The 17,958-nt window shown below is 59.7% G+C and carries 19 protein-coding genes; 10 read left to right on the plus strand and 9 right to left on the minus strand.

The features are described from left to right. Positions 1-330 precede the first annotated feature (330 nt). The 7 genes from F4U94_RS22490 to F4U94_RS22520 form a co-directional block, all read right to left on the minus strand. Positions 331-654 carry a DUF6488 family protein gene (locus F4U94_RS22490; protein ID WP_232015812.1) on the minus strand — a complete coding sequence of 108 codons (324 nt, stop codon included), beginning with the start codon at positions 652-654 and terminating at the stop codon, positions 331-333. A gap of 30 nt (positions 655-684) precedes the next feature. Continuing rightward, positions 685-1,275: a hypothetical protein gene (locus F4U94_RS22495; RefSeq protein WP_120249355.1), complete on the minus strand. Its 591-nt coding sequence runs from the start codon at positions 1,273-1,275 to the stop codon at positions 685-687. After that, a complete protein-coding gene (locus F4U94_RS22500; RefSeq protein ID WP_120251935.1) occupies positions 1,272-1,985 on the minus strand; it encodes a HupE/UreJ family protein in 714 nt (237 codons plus the stop codon). Before F4U94_RS22500 ends, F4U94_RS22495 begins: the two co-directional genes overlap by 4 nt. A gap of 482 nt (positions 1,986-2,467) precedes the next feature. Continuing rightward, positions 2,468-2,944, minus strand: a complete 477-nt coding sequence (locus F4U94_RS22505; RefSeq protein WP_120249354.1) for a hypothetical protein — start codon at positions 2,942-2,944, stop codon at positions 2,468-2,470. Positions 2,945-3,027: 83 nt separating this feature from the next. Then, positions 3,028-6,264, minus strand: a complete 3,237-nt coding sequence (locus F4U94_RS22510) for an efflux RND transporter permease subunit (protein WP_150412262.1) — start codon at positions 6,262-6,264, stop codon at positions 3,028-3,030. Next, positions 6,261-7,415, minus strand: a complete 1,155-nt coding sequence (locus F4U94_RS22515; protein ID WP_120249353.1) for an efflux RND transporter periplasmic adaptor subunit — start codon at positions 7,413-7,415, stop codon at positions 6,261-6,263. Before F4U94_RS22515 ends, F4U94_RS22510 begins: the two co-directional genes overlap by 4 nt. Beyond that, positions 7,412-8,680, minus strand: a complete 1,269-nt coding sequence (locus F4U94_RS22520) for a TolC family protein (RefSeq protein ID WP_120249352.1) — start codon at positions 8,678-8,680, stop codon at positions 7,412-7,414. The genes F4U94_RS22515 and F4U94_RS22520 overlap by 4 nt, the downstream gene beginning before the upstream one ends. A gap of 112 nt (positions 8,681-8,792) precedes the next feature. Here F4U94_RS22520 and F4U94_RS22525 point away from each other — a divergent pair, with 112 nt between their 5' ends. Continuing rightward, positions 8,793-9,002 (plus strand): hypothetical protein, encoded by a 210-nt coding sequence (locus tag F4U94_RS22525; protein WP_145986180.1) that lies wholly within the window; start codon positions 8,793-8,795, stop codon positions 9,000-9,002. Positions 9,003-9,184: 182 nt separating this feature from the next. Here F4U94_RS22525 and F4U94_RS22530 read toward each other — a convergent pair whose 3' ends face one another. Then, a complete protein-coding gene (locus F4U94_RS22530; RefSeq protein ID WP_120249351.1) occupies positions 9,185-10,522 on the minus strand; it encodes an MFS transporter in 1,338 nt (445 codons plus the stop codon). Between the two features lie 105 nt (positions 10,523-10,627). Between F4U94_RS22530 and F4U94_RS22535 the strand changes: the two genes are divergently transcribed. From F4U94_RS22535 to F4U94_RS22560, 6 genes are all read left to right on the plus strand, one after another. Further along, positions 10,628-10,897 (plus strand): metal-sensing transcriptional repressor, encoded by a 270-nt coding sequence (locus F4U94_RS22535; RefSeq protein ID WP_004210814.1) that lies wholly within the window; start codon positions 10,628-10,630, stop codon positions 10,895-10,897. 60 nt (positions 10,898-10,957) lie between these two features. Further along, positions 10,958-11,317, plus strand: coding sequence for a hypothetical protein (locus F4U94_RS22540; protein WP_125999565.1), 360 nt, complete (start codon positions 10,958-10,960; stop codon positions 11,315-11,317). A 174-nt stretch (positions 11,318-11,491) separates the two neighbouring features. Then, a complete protein-coding gene (locus tag F4U94_RS22545) occupies positions 11,492-12,694 on the plus strand; it encodes a carboxylate--amine ligase (protein ID WP_120249349.1) in 1,203 nt (400 codons plus the stop codon). After that, positions 12,681-13,748 (plus strand): acyltransferase family protein, encoded by a 1,068-nt coding sequence (locus F4U94_RS22550; RefSeq protein WP_120249348.1) that lies wholly within the window; start codon positions 12,681-12,683, stop codon positions 13,746-13,748. The genes F4U94_RS22545 and F4U94_RS22550 overlap by 14 nt, the downstream gene beginning before the upstream one ends. A 59-nt stretch (positions 13,749-13,807) precedes the next feature. Continuing rightward, positions 13,808-14,341 carry a GNAT family N-acetyltransferase gene (locus F4U94_RS22555; RefSeq protein WP_009821101.1) on the plus strand — a complete coding sequence of 178 codons (534 nt, stop codon included), beginning with the start codon at positions 13,808-13,810 and terminating at the stop codon, positions 14,339-14,341. Between the two features lie 160 nt (positions 14,342-14,501). After that, complete coding sequence (locus tag F4U94_RS22560; RefSeq protein ID WP_232015810.1) at positions 14,502-14,738, plus strand: hypothetical protein; 237 nt, start codon at positions 14,502-14,504, stop codon at positions 14,736-14,738. A 50-nt stretch (positions 14,739-14,788) separates the two neighbouring features. Here the strand turns inward: F4U94_RS22560 and F4U94_RS22565 are convergent, their stop codons facing one another. Beyond that, entirely contained in the window at positions 14,789-14,986 is a 198-nt protein-coding gene (locus tag F4U94_RS22565; RefSeq protein ID WP_037480019.1) for a DUF1289 domain-containing protein, read from the minus strand. Between the two features lie 105 nt (positions 14,987-15,091). Between F4U94_RS22565 and F4U94_RS22570 the strand changes: the two genes are divergently transcribed. The 3 genes from F4U94_RS22570 (at position 15,092) to F4U94_RS22580 (ending at position 17,847) form a co-directional block, all read left to right on the plus strand. After that, a complete protein-coding gene (locus F4U94_RS22570) occupies positions 15,092-15,367 on the plus strand; it encodes a metal/formaldehyde-sensitive transcriptional repressor (RefSeq protein ID WP_004210808.1) in 276 nt (91 codons plus the stop codon). Between the two features lie 50 nt (positions 15,368-15,417). Continuing rightward, a complete protein-coding gene (gene dmeF / locus F4U94_RS22575; protein ID WP_051125431.1) occupies positions 15,418-16,296 on the plus strand; it encodes a CDF family Co(II)/Ni(II) efflux transporter DmeF in 879 nt (292 codons plus the stop codon). Positions 16,297-16,518: 222 nt separating this feature from the next. Continuing rightward, positions 16,519-17,847 (plus strand): hypothetical protein, encoded by a 1,329-nt coding sequence (locus tag F4U94_RS22580; RefSeq protein ID WP_150412263.1) that lies wholly within the window; start codon positions 16,519-16,521, stop codon positions 17,845-17,847. The last annotated feature ends 111 nt before the right edge of the window (positions 17,848-17,958 follow it).

The following is a 17,958-nucleotide window of genomic DNA, read 5'->3' on the forward strand; positions in this document are numbered from 1 at the left end:
GAAGCCCCGCGATCACATCCCATTCCTCGTCCGTCAGATCGCCTCGGCCCATCATCGCTCCTCGCAAAGAGAAGCTGTGAATCAGAAATCAGGCAGATTGGGAATCCACTTTGTCAACGCTGCCTAGCGATAAGCGTGCGCAATAAGAGAGATATGGACATGCCGTCCGCTGAAATCGATCTCTAAAAGGTGCCGCCGATGGTCGCAGGGCTCCAACGGCTTAATTCCGGGCTTGATCAGAAGATCCGACTTCCTGCTGGATATCGTTGCCGTCGGATCTTCATGACGACAGAAATATGGGCGCGGCCAATCGACCGCGCCCATCACTTCTCACTTCAGCTTATGGTTCGCCGAAACGAAGGTGCCGTCCGGCTTCAACGCAACGTACAACAGCTTGCGAGCTTCCGGTTCAGCGTCGTTGCGGAAGATCACCACATCCTGACGGGCGCCCTGAACGGTACGCGACTTCGTTTCTACGAACTTCGCCTTTGACCAGCTCGCCGGCAATGTACCCTTGGTGATGAGCTTGATGACATTGTCCTTCGCCACCTGCTGAACAGGACGATCCTGCTCTTCTTCATCATGATTGCCATGCGCCATCAACGGGGACACGGGGGCGAGAACAACGGCAGCTGCGATAATGAATTTACGCATCAGATTTTCCTTCTCTCTTTATGAATTGGGTCAGGGCTTGGCTGCGAAGGCGGAAAAGCCACCGGTCGCAGATGCAGTGATGGTGACAGGCTCGCTGGTCTTGTTCTTCCAGTACCAGCCATGCGTACCGTCGAAGGGGGCTGTGAAAGATCCGCTTTCACCGGCCGACGTGCCCTTCTCGTAGCTGGTGTATTCGCCTTCAGGCGCGTTGAATTCCTCGCCATGCAATTCGTAGCGGATCTTCGCGCCATCGGTTTTCCAAGCGTAGCGCATCGCGCTGCCGGCGGTCATTACTGCCTTGATTTCGCGCCCTTCGTTGGGCTTGAGCGTAATGACGACCTGGACCGGTTCACCCGGGGCAGCCACGGCCGGCTTGGACGCCGTTAGCGTAGCCTGTGCGGACGACGCCACTGGCGCAGCATCATGTTCAGCCTGCTTCATCTCGCCCATCGGGGTGAGGCCGAGGGCGCCACCGACGCCGGTCGGATCGACGCCATATTCCGCAGGCAGCACGGTCGTCACCAAGATGACCGCAGCGGCACCGAAAGCGATGAGTGTAGCCCGATTCAGTTGGCCAAGGCTGGGCAGTTCGCCCGGCATGGGCGAGTGGGGTCGGGTCATGAGGGGTCTCCCAAGAACAGGCCGGCAAGCTGATAGCCGGTGAGAACGAAGCCGGCGGTCATCAGCACGACGTTCGCGGTGAAGGCATGTTGGGCGAAGCTGCGAGTACGCCGCCAATAACCCATGATGATGAGGATGGCCGACAAAGCCAGGATCTGACCCATCTCAACGCCGACGTTGAAAGCGATGAGATTGGTGATCAGACCATCAGACGATAGCGCGAAATCCTGCAGCTTCGTCGCCAGACCGAAGCCGTGGAAGAAGCCGAAGATTAGCACGGCCGCCTTCGTATTCGGCTGGAACCCGAACCAGCGCTGAAACGCGCCAAGATTGTCGAGCGCCTTGTAAACGACCGACAAGCCGATGATCGCATCAACAAGATAGGCGCTGACATTCGTTCCCAGCAGCACCCCTGCAATCAGGGTCGTGCTGTGACCGATGGCGAACAGCGTGACATAGGATGCCACTTCGCGCATCCGGTAGAGGAAGAAGATGACGCCGAACAGGAACAGCAAATGGTCGTATCCGGTGACCATGTGCTTGGCGCCAAGATAGAGAAACGCTCCTATCTGAGGGCCGGTCGTTTCTTCGATATAGCCTTTGTCGCCTTCCGCAACGCCATGGGCCAAGGCCACATCGACGACGAAAAACGCCAAGGCTGTAAAGACCGCAGCATAACATGCCCACGGTCGAGCCAGTCTGAGTTTCATATAGATATCCGTATGGTCGCCAGCGCCTCGACGCCGGCAGATCAGCACCAAGTGCGAGACCAACGCCTCGCACTGCCATGCTTCAGGATATCGATGGCGGCTCGAGTAGCGGAGCCATGGTGAATGGCGCCATAAAAGGCTGGCGATGCGCGCCGCTATGGATAGCCTTCCCAGTTGGGACAGGTTTCAGCCCATGGTCATCTGGCACGCGATCACCGACTAGATGAACGTGACCGCCTCCTGTAGCGCTGCCCGGCTCCTCATGGTTTTCTGAAAAATGTTGATGCTCTGTAGTAGCCTCAACGGATGATCGGTCGCTTTTGTGGAAATGCTGTGACACGGTCAGCAACGAGCCGTGTGAGATCATCATAGCGATTACGAGCAGGACAGAGAGGAATGGATAAGTTCGCATTCGTCACTCCTTCCTTCTCTCATTCATCCAAACGGCCGTTCAACGGGCGCCAAACCGCACACACGATAGATTATCGCGAATGATTCTCAACAAAATTGCGAGCGCCAGATGACCTATTCTCGTCACGAACCAAGTCGTCGGCTGGTTCTACAGGGCTAAGGCCCAAGGGCTTGCCCGAGGTGCAGATGCGCTCCGGCCGGTTTATTTCGCTGATGCGCAGGACGCGATTGGTGATCGTGGCAGTGATGCCTTCCCCGACATAGGTCAGCCCCTGAGCCGGAGCAGTCAGGCGGATCGGCTGCGGTTGCGCGGGTCCACTCAGGATCATCACCAGCCCCTCATCGCGGTACGCCGCGTGGAGAAGGGAGCCATCATTGCACTGAAATTCATGATGCGCTTCGCGATCACTGAGCAGCGCCTGGTCGTCGGGACTGAGTTGGCCATTGCCATCGCCAGATGAACATGCCCCGGCCGCCAGCGCCGCCATCATTACGATAGCCAGCTGGCCTGACCGGACAGAAAATCGAGAACGTTCGTCAAGGAACATGGCACTTTCCAATCCTCGAGGGTCTGGCGTTGAGCAAATCATAGATGAAGCAGGCGGCAGCTCCGCCGCCGTCTGCCTTTCGATTACGCAGTTGCCGGTTCGGAATTACCCGACGACTCTTGCGCCTGTTTCTTCTTGAGGCGCCCCATGAATGCCGTGATCGCCGGCAACACGAGCAAGGTCAGCGCCGTCGAGGTGATGAGGCCACCGATGACCACCGTAGCGAGCGGTCGCTGCACCTCGGCACCCGTTCCTGTGGCGAGGGCCATCGGCACGAAGCCGAGGCTGGCCACAAGCGCAGTCATCAGCACCGGCCGCACGCGCTCCATCGCGCCGCCGATGATCGCCTGATCCTCCTCTGCCCCATCTTCCCGATATTTGCGGATGGCGCTCATCATGACGAGGCCATTCAACACCGCGACACCGGAGAGAGCAATGAAGCCCACCGCAGCTGTGATGGAGAACGGAATCCCGCGCAGCAGCAGGGCGAAGACACCCCCCGCCAGAGCCATCGGCACGGCGCTGAACACGATCGCTGCTGGGATAGCGCCGCCCAATGCCATGTAGAGAAGTGCGAAGATCGCGGCGAAGCAGATCGGCACCACGATCAGCAGGCGCAGACGCGCCGACTGAAGGCTTTCGAATGTGCCGCCCCAATCGGTGTACATGCCAGCAGGCAGTTGGAGTTCGCCCACCTTCTGCTGCGCCTCTGTGACGAAGCCGCCCAGATCCCGACCACGCACGTTGATCTGCACGATCACCATACGCTTGCCATTCTCGCGGCTGATCTGGTTCAACCCCGAAGTGAAGCTGAACCGTGCCACCTCGCGGAGCGGGATGGACCTTGCCACCTGACCTTCGGGGGTAGGCAACATCACCGGGATGGACCCCAGCGTTTCCAGATCATCGCGCTGCGCGTCGGGCAAACGGACCACGACTGAGAAGCGACGGTCACCTTCGAACAGCAGCCCGGCTTCCCGGCCACCAAGAGCAGCCGCAACGGTATTGGCGACCTCTTCGACCGAAAGGCCGTAACGCGCGACCGCCAGTCGATCGATCTTCACGTCAAACGTCGGCGCACCAGACGTCTGCTCGGCACTGACATCGCCAGCACCGGGGATCTTCCGAACCACCGCGGCAATGCGCTGCGCCTGCTGGCTCATCTGATCGAGGTCATCGCCATAAAGCTTGATGGCCACGTCAGCCCGAACGCCGGCGATAAGCTCGTTGAAGCGCATCTGGATCGGCTGCTGGATTTCCGTCCGGTTGCCAATCAGGGGCTTCATCCTCGCTTCGATGCGCTTGAGGATATCGTCCTTGCTCTTCACATCCGACGGCCACTCACTTTCGGGCTTGGGGATGACATAGGTGTCCGAGGCGTTTGGCGGCATCGGGTCGGTACCCAGATCCGCGTTGCCGTTCTTCGAGAAGACGAGCGCCACTTCCGGCAAGGTCTTGAGCGTATTCTCGATCCGCAGTTGCATCTCGGTCGACTGGTCGATCGAGGCCGATGGTACGCGGAAGTTGGTGACCGTTATGTCCTTCTCGTCAAGCTGGGGCATGAACTCCTCGCCCAGCAGGCCGAAGCACAGGACGGCTGCCAGGAACATGCCACCGCCGGCCGCAATGAACGGCAAGGGACGCGCCACGGCTTTCTTCAGCAGCGGCTCGTACTTTTCCTTGAACCAGCGGATCGGCTTCACTTCCGTCTCGCTCACCTTCCCCTTGATCACGATGGCGATCATCGCAGGGATGAAGGTAATCGAGAGGATGAAGGCCGAGGCCAGAGCGATCATGAGCGTGACCGCCATCGGCGAGAAGGTCTTGCCCTCGACACCCTGGAAGGTCAGTAACGGCACAAACACGAGGAAGATGATGAGCTGCCCGTAAACGGTAGGTCGCACCATCTCGACCGCAGCCTCCGTCGTCTCGCCCAGCCGCTCCGACAACGTCAGCAGACGCCCTTCATGCTCCTGCCGTTCAGCGAGCCGTCGCAGCGCATTTTCCACGATGATCACGGCGCCGTCGACGATCAGACCGAAGTCGAGCGCGCCAAGACTCATGAGGTTGCCGGATTCCCCGATGGCGTTCATGCCGCTGGCCGTCATCAGCATGGTCACCGGAATGACCGCCGCCGTGATCAGCGCCGCCCGGATATTGCCCAGCAGCAGGAAAAGCACCACGATGACGAGGAGCGCGCCTTCGGTCAGGTTCTTCTCGACCGTCGAAATGGTCGCATTCACCAGCTTCGAGCGGTTATAAACCGGCTCTGCAAAGACATCTGGCGGCAACCCCTTGTTGATCTGCGTGAGCTTTTCCGCCGCGCTCATCGCCACGATGCGGCTGTTGTCGCCCACCAGCATCAGGACGGTCGAGATCACAGCTTCGGATCCCATGCGGCTGCCGGAGCCGGTGCGGACCGCGCCACCGATAACCACTTCGCCGACGTCACGCACACGCACCGGCACGCCAGCACGGGTCGCAACAACCGCCTCCTCGATCTCCTCGATCGACTTCAGACGCGCATCGGCACGAACCAGAAAACTCTCCCCGGCCCGCTTGATGTAATTGGACCCTGCCGACAGGTTCGCCCGCTGCAGTGCATCAGCCAGTTCCGTCACCGACAGGCCATAGGTGGCCAGCGCGTTGAGATTGGGCTGCACCAGATACTGCTTCACGAAGCCACCGTTGGAATCGACGCCGGCCACGCCTTTGACATTGCGCATTTGCGGACGGATGATCCAGTCCTGCACGGTGCGCAGATAGGCCGCCTTTGCCAGTTCGGTGGTCAGTCGCTCGCCTTCAGGCGTGAGGTAGCTGCCGTCCGACTGCCAGCCAGGCTGGCCATTGACGATCTTGACGTTCTTCCCATCGGGATGACGGAACGCCACCGAGTAGAAGAAGATCTCACCAAGGCCGGTGCTGAGCGGCGCCAGATTGGGCTGAACGCCGGAAGGCAGACTATCCTTTGCCTGCGCAAGACGTTCGGTGACCTGTTGACGAGCAAAGAAGATGTCTGTGCTATCCGTGAAGATCGCCGTCACCTGGCTGAACCCGTTACGCGTGAGCGACCGGGTCATGGTGAGACCTGGAATGCCGGCAAGGGCCGTCTCGACCGGATAAGTCACCTGCTTTTCCATATCGACCGGGCCGAGCGTGGGATTGAAGGTGTTGACCTGCACCTGACGGTTGGTGATGTCCCGCACGGCATCGATCGGCAGCTTGGTTATCTGCCAGCCGCCAAATCCGACAATGGCGAGTGTCAGGAACAACACCGCCCATCTCATCCTGACGGATAGACTGAGGATGCGCGCAATCATTCTGCCGACTCCTTCTCAAGCTCAGCCTTGAGGAGGAAGGCGTTGGTCGTCGCGATCTGCTGTCCCGCCTTCAGGCCAGCCGCAATCGCAACCATGCCGCCACTGCGACTGGCGACCTGAACGGTCTGTGCCTTGAAGCCCTTGGGCGTGCGGACAAAAACCACTGTCCGTTCGCCGACTGTCTGGACCGCATCCTGCGGCACCGTGACACCGCTCGCGCCCTGACCACCGCTGGCAAAGATACGTGCCTGCACAAGCTGTCCCGGAGCGATCGCGCTGCCACCACCGCTCGGGGTGATGACCACCGTGGCTTGCCGGGTCTGCGTGTCGACAACACCCGTCGCCGAGCGCACGCGCCCTTCCACCTTCTGGCCGTCGGATGTCGTGAGTTCCACCCGATCCCCAGCCTTGACCCGACCAGCATCAGCCACGGGCACCGCGGCCTCGATCTGGATGCTGCGCGGATCTGCGACCCGGAACAGTTCGGTCTCCGCCTGCACAAACGAACCAAGGCTGGCCGTCGCCGACGTGATTCGACCGGAGACCGAGCTCACGACCGATACGGACCGACCATCGCCAGCAACCCGTGCTGCACGCGCAGCCGCGTCCGCCTGGCGCGCTTCGGCCCGAGCTACCGCCAGATTGGCTTCGGCCGTTTCATAGTCCGCCCGCGCCGATACACCTTGCGCGAGCAGGCTCTTCTCGCGGGCCAATTGCCGCGCAGCGAGTGTCGCCCGCGCCGCCGCAGTTCCCCGATCAGCCGCGATTGCCGAGGCATCACGACTTTCCACCAGCGCGATCGCCTCACCGGCCTGAACCGTATCACCGATACGCCTGAAGATGCGCGTCACCGTGCCTGGCGCTCGCGCGGTTAGAACAGCTTCGGCATCAGGCGTGGCTTCGACCGTGGCGCTCGCCATGACGATCCCCGAGAGACTGGAGCCGGAGACAGCTTCAACCGAGATTGCCGAGGTCTTGATGCCGTCCGCAGTGATCTCCACGGTATCGGCAGGCTGGGCCTCTGCTTCCGCAGCGCTTTCCTCAGCCACCGGTGCGCTGGGCGCTGTCATGCGTGCAACGCCGAAGCCGGCCAGTGCCGCCAGAATGAGGCCGACCGCAGCGCCGGCATAGAGTTTGTTGTCGGACTTCATTGGACGGGTTCTCCGGTGATGGTGCGGCCCTCAAGCCGTGCAAGGCTGGCGCGGGCGTCAAACTGGGCAGCGCGGGCATCGAGCACCACGCCGCGAGCAGCTCCCAGGCCATGGCGGGCAGCTAGCAATTCGATCAGCGGGGACTTCCCCGCTTCATAGGCGATGCGTGCAAGCCGGTAACTTTCTTCGGCCGTAGACAGCGTTCTATCCGCAGCCGCTGCTCTGGCGTCTGCCGCTTCGTTGAGAGCAAGCGAAGCCTGGATTGCAGCCTCGGCCTCCAACCGGGTTGCCGCCTCCCGTGCCTGCGCGCCGCGCAGTTCGGCCTGCGCAGCATCGATGTTGCCGCGATTCCTGTCGAAGAGCGGGAATGGCACGCTCACAGCTGCCAGCAGAGCATTCGCGTTATCGACCTCAAGCCGTCTGACGCCGACGGACACCGTCACATCAGGAATGGCCTGCCGCTTGGCGGATGTCACCCGCCGCGCGGCGGCTTCTGCGTCAGCTTTCGCTGCCAGATACGGCGCCGTCTGCGTCGGGTCGATGGGCCCCTGCCCCTTCATCGGCGCCAACCGGTCCAACATGGGTTCGGCAAGCGTCGAATAAGACACCGACTGACCACTGAGCGCAGTCAGGCGGGAATAGACGCCAACCCGCTCTGCTTTGGCCGTATCGACGACAGCCTTTAGCGAATTCACTTCGGTTTCAGCCTGAAGGCCGCGAAGCCGGGCTTCCTTGCCCGCTTCAACCAGAGCGCGGGCGGCCTTAAGATCGGCTTCTGCTTCTTCCAGTTCATCTTCAGCCAGCCCGATCCTGCGATCGGCTACTTCAGCGCCAGCATAGGCACGCGCCAGTTCATATGCATAGGACAGCCGCCCGTCACGCGTACGCGCCTGAGCAGCGACCACGCCTGCTTCGCCTGCCGCGATGCGAGCGGAGCGCTTTCCGAACAGCTCAAGCGGCTGGTTTACCTGGAGCGTGTTTTCCGCACGACCGAAGCGGTTGTAAGGGCGTTGCCCCCCCACATTCTCCGTCATGACGCTCACGGTCGGATTGGGATAGGCGCGTGCCTGCCGTGCCAATCCTTCGGCACGATCTACTTCGGCTTCGAGCTCCAATTGACGTGGCGCTTCGCTGGTTTGCCGAAAAAGCTCGGCAAATGGTGGCGCGACTTGCGCGCTTGCAGCCGTGCCACCCGCCATAAGGCAGGTCGCAACGACCGCGCCGGATACCGCAATACGCGGCAGCCAGCCTCGAAAGGCTTGCATTGTGTAATTCCCTCGTAGGTCTGATCAAAAGATGCGCGCAGATGCGCGCCAGGGATCAGGCCTCGGGTGGTCTCAAGAGAGAGGCTGGCCCCGTGGAACCCAACGCGGCAGCGTGGAACAGCTCCCAACGCCCAGCGACCGGCGCAACATCTGCAACTATTACGGGCTGCGACGGGAGATCTGTCGACTGATGCGCGGCATGTGCAGCAATGTGCATCATGTCTGCCAGGTCAGGCTGGTCCTTCGTCTCATGCCGGTCATGGTGATGATCGTGATCGGCGACGCTGGACGCGACCTGCTGGGCCGCATGCGCCTGAGGTAGGGTGTCATGCCAAGTGGTCAACAGGGTCACACCCAACAAAGCGAGCAGGCCGCACAGCGTCGACACGCGCCGACGCCATATGAGCGCCGTGCTGTTACGCCGGGATGAGTGCAATGCTCGCATGGCGCGCACGCTATCTTCGTCACATGCGCTCGGCAAGCCGGATCGACCGAAAGAACGAGTCATGATCTTGGCCAATGCTGATGAAGATCGTCGATCACATAGGCGTGGCCAGCGCTTTGGCCATGCTTGTCCCGAAGGTGGGGATGGTCTGCATCGAGATCGACGTGATCATGCGGAAGTTCGTCAGGATCCGCGCTCGGCCACAGCAAATAAGCAGCGATCACACCAAAATGCGCGATGATCGACATGGCAATGAACGTCATTACCTGATCTTCTCTCGCGCCAAGCTGGCCAGCAAGCGGATAGCAGATCAACCAGCTTCCGTGGCTCAGGGCAAACTGCGCCGCAAAGAGTGCAGGCCGATCTTCCGCATTGGCCGACCGTTTCAATAGCCGTCCCGACGGGGTGACGCTCATCGAATAGGCCATACCCAGGACGAACCAACCCGCGAGCAGTATGGACCAATAGTTGGAAGAACTGCCGAACCAGTGCGTGAGGGCACCCATGATCGCAAGCCCCCAAGCCAGCACTGCTGCGGCAGTGATCATGATCGAGCGGTCGGATATGCGGTCGAGAATACGGGGCAACCCCAGCGCAGCGAGGATAGAGCCTCCACCAAAGGCTGCTAGTGTGAAGGCAACGTCCCGCTGGCCAAGGCCAAGCTGGTCCCGGACAATGACGACAGTGTTGACGATCACCATCGAACTCGCCGCCGCCGACGCAAAGGTCAAAGCGAGAAGGCCGCGCAGCCGTGGCGTCTTGAGGTAAATCCGCATACCCCTGGTGGTCTTGGCATAAATGCCGGTGCGCACTTCCTTACGGTTAAGCGCTCGAGGCAAGGTGGTCGACAGGACCAGAATGGCCGAACCGACGAAACCGACCGCCGTGCCCGAGAATAACCAGTGGAAGTTGATGACAGTCAGCAGGGCAGCCGCAAGCATCGGGCTCGTCAGGCTTTCCATATCATAAGCCAGCCGCGACAGGGCGAGCGCCTTGGTATAGTCGCGCTCTTCCGGCAGGACATCGGGAATGGTCGCCTGAAAAGTGGGCGTGAACGCTGCCGATGCAGACTGAAGCACGAAGATCAGGACGTAGATCTGCCAGATCTCGCTGACGAACGGCAGGCAGATCGCGACGGCGGCGCGCAGCACATCCATCGTGACGAGAAAGGCGCGACGCGGCAGCCTGTCGGCAAAGGCGCCTACGACGGGAGCCACACCAATATAGGCGATCATCTTGATGGCCAGCGCGGTCCCCAGCACTGCGCCTGCCGATCCGCCGGCAATGTCATAGGCGAGCAGCCCCAGCGCGACCGTAGCCAGCCCGGTTCCGACCAAAGCCACCACCTGCGCCAGGAACAGGTGACGGTATGTCCGATTGCTCAACACCGAAAGCATTGCATGACCTCATCACGAATCATCCTCCCCGGGGGGATATGAATGAGGCTTGCAGTATCCCCCCGGGGAGGATACTGCAAGCCTCATTCCTGGAGTAGATTCTGCATGGCTGATCATCAGCACGAGACGCACCCTGCGATCATAAAGCGATTGAACCGCGCTGGCGGCCACCTGCGCAGCATCGTGACGATGATCGAAGAAGGACGCTCCTGCGTCGAGATCGCTCAGCAGCTGCAAGCAGTCGAGAGTGCGATCGTCAACGCCAAGAAGACCCTGATCAACGACCATATCGATCATTGCCTCAGCCATAGCCAGGATAGCGGCGGCGTCTCCAAGGCTGTTGAAGAATTCCGGGCAATCTCACGATATCTGTGAGGCCATTTCTGTTATAGGCCTCCGAGCGCAACCCGAACTGAGCATGTGAGCCGAGGCGACATGACACAGCTGATCCGCTGCATAATGCTGACAGTTCTGGCGATCCTCGCTCAAGGAGCGGCTGGAGCCGCCCTGCCGCACGCGCCGCTTCAGGGACATCATTACGAATATACCCATACCGATCCAGTAGGTAAGGCGCACACTGAGCCGGCGGATCTGGTTGACGGGCAGACGGACGAACTCCCTGACGGTTCTCACCGTCACACCGGCCATCACACGCACGGATCAGCAGACGACGTCAGGATAGCTGGTGTGGGCGACCGGCACCGCCGTATTCTCAAGCGTCAGTTCCGTCGGTCTGATGACCAACAGCTGACGATCGTCCCCTCCCCTCCGCTACTAGAGCCGCCCTCCGCCTGATGCCGCCGCGCCCTTTTCGTAGGGCGCCCGATCTTCCGATTGGTCTGACCTGCCAGTCTGGCAGCGGCTGTGATGCTTTGCGTCCGTCGCTGCCTTCGGCACGTTCGAAAGGCATCTTCTGTGGCAACACTGCATTCTGGCGGGCGTCCTTTGCGCCCGCACCCACCTGCTATCGTGCTCGGGCTCGATAGCGCGATCAATCTCAGCATCATCCGTGAACTCGGCCAAAAGGGCGTGCCGGTCATCGGCGTCGGGACGGCCGCAACCTCAATGGCTGCAGCCTCACGACATTGCTCGCAAGCCATCATCCGTCCGGCCGGGCCAATCATGTCCTGGATGCCCGACATCGTACGTCGCACGGGCGCGATGGCACTATTCGCTGTGTCCGAAACCGATTTGCTGCAACTGGCGTCAGGTCCGAAGTACATCGGCAAGTGCGAAGTTCTGACGCCCCGCTTGGAGCAATTGCAGCGGGCGCTCAGCAAGAGCGACACACTGAGCGCAGCCAGAAAGCTCGGGTTCGACGTGCCGCAGACATGGCAACCTCGAGCCGGCGAAGATTTCGCCGCGCGGATCGCTGAGCAGACCTTCCCCGCTATCGCCAAGTGGGACAACCCAAATGACATCCTCCCCCTTCTCGAAGAGGCTGGCCTCAAATGGGAGAAGGCAGAGTTCATCAGCAATGTCGGCCAACTCGACCGTTTGCTTGATCGCTTCCAAACAATAGGCCGCTGGCCGCTGATCCAGTCCTATTGCGATGGCGTGGGGCTCGGTCAAATGCTCTACATGGCGCGCAATCGCGCGACGCTGCGCTTTCAGCATGTGCGCCTACATGAATGGCCGCCAGAAGGTGGGGTGTCGACGCTCTGCTACAACGAGCCACTCTATCAACATCAAGCGCAGATGAAATTGTCGGAGCGCCTGCTTCAGGACTTGGAGTGGGAGGGCCCGGCCATGGTCGAGTATCGCTATGATGCTGCGCGGAAGCGCTATTGGCTCATGGAAGTAAACGGCCGTTATTGGGGCAGCCTCCCTCTCGCTCGCCACTGTGACATACTCTTCGCCTGGGAAGCCTATCGCCGGTCGGTCCTGGGCCAGGTCGTCGACGCGCCAATGGGCCGACAGGACATAATTCAGGCGCGCTACATGATCCCTGAAACGAAAAGGCTGATGCGCCTGCTCGTCGGGAAATCGAGCGTAGATGAGCGCGTCGCTAAATATAGCCGCCTGCATGAGCTACGATCCTACCTCGCAGACTTCGTGCGCCCGAACATGCGCTACTATGTCTTCGACAAGGACGATACCGGCCCATTCTATCAAGATGTCCGCAACATGGTTGGGAAGATTTTCAAGGGGGGCGGCCATGACCCTCGTTGAACAGAAGGTCGATGTGCGTTCTGATCGGCTTGAACAACAACCGGTCAGCGGCCCGTTCAGGAACAGGCTGAAGGAACTCGACGCCCTGCGCGGGATCGCAGCGATCAGCGTGATGCTGTTCCACTACACCTCGATCTATCCCGACTTCTTTCCCGAGCACCGCAACATCGGAGTGAGATTCGATGCCGGAGGCTATGGCGTCTTCCTGTTCTTCGGCATCTCCGGTTTCGTGATCAGTCGGACGCTGGAAAACACCGCGGGCATCGCCGACTTCACCATCAAGCGTGTTGCCCGGCTCTTCCCAGCCTATTGGGCGGCGGTGCTGATCACGACGCTGGTCGTGCAATGGAGCGGGACCGAACGTCTACAGGCGGAATTCGAAACGATCCTGATCAACCTCACCATGTTGCAAGGCTTCTTCTTCGTCCCGTCGGTCGATGGCGTGTACTGGACGTTGACTGTCGAACTTGCCTTCTACATCTGCGCCGCCCTCGCATGGATGGCGCGCAGGCGGGTGCGCATCGAGTACCTGCTTTCTGGTTGGATGGCAGTTGGCGCGATCGCCTCCGTCTCCGAGATAGCGCCGTATCGGGTACAGATGCTCCTGGTGAACCAATACAGCCCGTTCTTCGCCATTGGTGTGCTCACCTACAGAGCGTGGTCAGCACAACGGCGCTATCTCGACCAACTTCCCTATTTCGCGATGGCGTTGGCGATACTGAGCTTCAATGGCGGCGCCGCCTTCCTGATCGCCGGGGTTGGAATTCAGGTGATGCTCTGGCTGGCCATCAACGGCCGCCTGTCCGCGATCACTCATCCTATTCTGCTGTATCTCGGCGCTCTCAGCTACCCGCTGTATCTCATCCACCATCACGCCGGCTTCGTGCTGCTCCGGGCAATCGACCGCGCACAGATAGGCCCCTTCGCGGGGGTCATCGTCACGTCGGCAACGATGCTTGGTCTGGCAGCCCTCCTGCACCACAGCATCGAGGCACCTGCGGAGCGGGCCATCCGAACATGGTGGCTCAGGCGCCTTAGCCCCCAGCCAGTCTGATCGAGCTTCCTCTTCGGTCGCCATCCGCGCGGCCATCTGCACATCATGAAAGACCCAATATGCTCTTTGGCAACACCGTGGCCCTCGGCCCCATTTTCCCTGTCGATCTCGAGCGCCTGTTCCGCTGGATGGACAATGCCGACGACGCTCGCCTGAATGAACCCTACCGACCGCTTAACTGGCAGCATCAGGAAGCATTCTGGCTAAATGCCGATCAGGACGCCTCACGCGTCTTCTTCGCTATTCGCGTGCAGGACGCTCCGCACATTGTGGGATTCATCCAAATCCACAAAATCCACGCCATCCATCGATCGGCCCTTATCGGCATCCGCATCGGTGAGGTCGAAGACCGCGGCAAAGGCTTGGCAGCAGACGCGATGGCAGTCGCCATTGAATATTGCTGGCGTGATCTCAACCTGAGCAGGCTCGAACTGAACGTCTTCGCCCATAACGAACCCGCACGGCGGCTGTACCATCGGCTGGGTTTTGTCGAAGAGGGCACCTCACGCAACGCGCTCTTCATGGGCGGGAACTGGATCGATGTGGTGAACATGGCGCTGATGCGACCAGATCGCGTCGCCCCTGAGGGTTAGGCATTCATGCCCGGTTAGGGCGGATTTGTTAGGAACAGCAATCCCGCAAGAAATTGAGACCATGAAACCGACGATCTTACTGACCGCCTTGGCCCTATGCTTGTCCGCATGCGGTCCCGTCCATCCCAGATGGAAGAACGAAAGCTCCCATGACATCCGGGTGACCTATTTCAAAGGCACGGCGCACTACGGGGTACTCATCAAGCAGGGTCGGGAAAATGTGCCGGTCGCACCTTTCGACTTCCAATCGGTTGAACGGATCGAAATCGAAGATAGTGGCCAGATACAGCGGCTAACGAAAGCCGCTGTATCGCAGATGCACACCGAGTGCGGCCATGGCTATTCCTGCCGCATTCGATACGGAGACGATCACCAGTTGAAGGTCGCGCCTGGCTAACAGCTTCCGCTTGCCACCCATCGCACCGACGACATCAGCCGAAAGGCTGGTCAGTCGTCGGTGCGATCATTCGTCAGGCCCTTTGCGCGCAGCTTGGACAGGCGCTGCGGTAAATCCGCAGCAACCTTACGCGCCTCGCCCGGGCGCAGATTGCGCCAACGACGCACTTCCTCACGAGAACGACCACAACCACGGCACCAGCCGGACGAGGCGTCAAAACCACAAAGGTCAATGCAAGGCGAGCGCACAGATCATTCCATTGAATTTGATTGCATACCCTACCCACCTACCCTATAACGCATCGTCCTACCAGCAGCAATTTGCTGCGTGACACTGAGGCTACCGAGGGAAAAATGGCCCACATCAATGAAAACCGAGACGCGTTACTCGGGCGAATCAAGCGCATCGCGGGCCAGGTTGGCGCAGTAGAACGCGCGCTTGGCGGCAACGCGAATTGCACCGAAGTCCTCCATCTGGTCGCAGCCGTTCGCGGAGCCGTGAATGGGCTTCTCGATGAGATCATCGTCGAACATCTGGAGGCCCATGTCGCGCGCGACGGTCTGTCGCCCGAAGAACGCCAGCAAGGCGCAGAGGACCTCGTCACGATCATCCGGAGGTACAGCAAGTGAGCACCAAGACCGCCGTGCTGGCCGACACCGGCCACCTGACGCACGAACATATGTTCCTGGCCGCCAGCCATGACGACAATGCCCGCCGGACACTCTGGGTCGTGGTGCTCACCGCCCTCATGATGGTGGCAGAGATTGTCGCTGGTTACACTACTGGATCGATGGCCCTACTGGCTGACGGCTTCCATATGGCCACCCATGCCGGAGCGCTTGGTGTTGCGGCCGCGGCTTATGCCTATGCGAAACGCCATGCTCATAACGGCGACTTCAGCTTCGGCACCGGGAAGATCGGCGATCTCGCTGGATTCGCATCGGCCCTCGTCCTGGGCATCATAGCCCTCGCTATCGGCGTCGAGTCCGTCATGCGGCTGTTTGAGCCTATCAACGTCGCCTTCGCGGAGGCCACATGGATCGCAATCCTCGGGCTGCTCGTGAACATAGCCTCGGCCTTTTTGCTCTCCGGCGGCCACGGTCACGACCATGGGCATCACCATGGTCACAGCCATGGTGGCGACAACAATCTGCGTTCTGCCTACATGCATGTTCTGGCTGATGCCCTGACATCGGTGCTGGCAATCGCAGCTCTGTTGGCCGGCCGCTATCTGGGCTGGGTGTGGATGGATCCAATCATGGGCATCGTCGGCGCCATCGTGATTGCGCGCTGGTCATGGTCGCTGATGCGCGACACGGCCGCCATTCTCCTGGACCGCACAGATCGCCACGTAGCCGATGAAGTCCGCGAGTTGGTCGAAACGGCAGGCGATGCCCGGATCACGGACCTGCACGTGTGGAAGGTAGGCCCTGAAGCACACTCCGCGATCGTTGGCGTCTCTGCCCAACCGGGCGTAGATGCGACGGAAATCCGCAGACGCCTTGTGCCCGTTCATGAGCTTCAGCACCTCACCGTCGAAGTCGCGACAGTGGCATAACCGACAGGAATATCGTGATTTATCCCACATTTTCTTGAATCGCGAAAATGTGGGATAAATTTCGCGGTCGCATGAACGGTTCACTCACGCTGTTCCAAATAGCTTGGTTCGGCAGGAGAGGAAGAGATAAAAACAATGTAGGAACTTTGTGCGCGCTCCACGGCGACAAAGGAAATTCATCCATTGGACGCCTCGCCACAATAGATCTGTCCATGGTTCAAAATGCTGAAACATCCCTTCGCTCTTGTGAAATCAACCGGCAAGGTCGTTCACATCGATGACGCTTCTAAAACCCAAGCGCCATTTATCTGCGCCGGCTGCCAATCCGAAATGCGCCACGTTGCAGAAACCGTCCCACATACCCGTAAGGGTAGCGACAAAATCATAACGCGGCGCGGTCACTTTGCACATGTTTCGCATGACGAATGCACATCCGGCCTCGAAACAAGCCTTCACCTCTGGTCGAAGATGGTAATCGAAGAGGCCCGAACTGTCGGGCTTCCTCCGCACCATGTCGAATATCGAGACTTAGCCCGCGATTTCGAGACCGACTGGAAATACCATGCCGTGACGCTGGAAGAATGGCAGGACGGCATCAGGCCTGACGTCGTACTCTATCATCCCGATGGTCGCCTAAATGTCGAAATCAAGGTCTACCACGCGGTCGACGAAGTCAAGGCAGAGCTTCTCCGCCAGCGCGTCCAGTCATGTATCGAGATCGACGTCGTCGAATATGATTTCGAGACAATGTCGGGGCACGACCTGCGGCAGGCGATCCTGTTCGATGCGCCCCGCATCTGGATTGCACATCAGCTGGAAAATGAACGCATCGCGCTTCTCAAATCCGAACATGATGAAATGATTAGCGCCAAAGGTCTTCAGTTACGCAACCTACTGAATGATATTCCTCATTTCATTACTAAAAAAGAGCGCAAAAAGCACGAGGCCGAAGTCCTTGAGCTTGGCACCAGACCATTCATTGGTCGAGAAATTCCAGGGACGCATTGGTTCTGCGCGCCAACAGACAATTGGCAACATATAGTCCTGCGCGATTATCTCGATTCTAAGCCGGATCTGGATGGTGATATATCGTATGATCGCCCTCCGAATGTGTATCGTAAGTTTACCCACAAAATGGGCTTTCTTTTATCAGAGAGGGTTTTTGAAACCCAAGAAACTGGCCCTGTTACTCGCTGGCCATTCGAGAATACAACCCTCACCGATCCACGTCAGATCGATCGAGATGTTCTTGACGCTGCCGGCACAAATGCGGTTGAATATGGATCGCCGGATCAAACCGTCGCAACTTACATGCGGATGCTGTGCGACGAGCCCGACAGGCAAGGGGTGCACCCAATTGCTAGGCGGATCATTGCCCATGGATCCAAGCCCAACACCTTTGTCGTCAATCCCGAACGCAAAGCCTATACGAAGCGTCGCGAAGCCCTTCAGCTAAAATTTGAGGCCGCAGGGCGGCGGCGCGGTCTCTATGACGACGATTTTCGTGAGTGGTACATCATACCTCTCTCATCTAACGTAGGCATTCGGTGAAGGCCGCGGATCAGGCGGCTTCGCGTTGATCTTCGGCTGCGCGCCAATTCCATGGCAGCAGTTCGTGGAGACGGTTCTGGGGGATGTCGGCGATGCTGCTGAGCACATCGG

The organism is Sphingobium limneticum, assembly GCF_008710155.1.
In the GTDB taxonomy this organism is placed as follows: domain Bacteria; phylum Pseudomonadota; class Alphaproteobacteria; order Sphingomonadales; family Sphingomonadaceae; genus Sphingobium; species Sphingobium limneticum.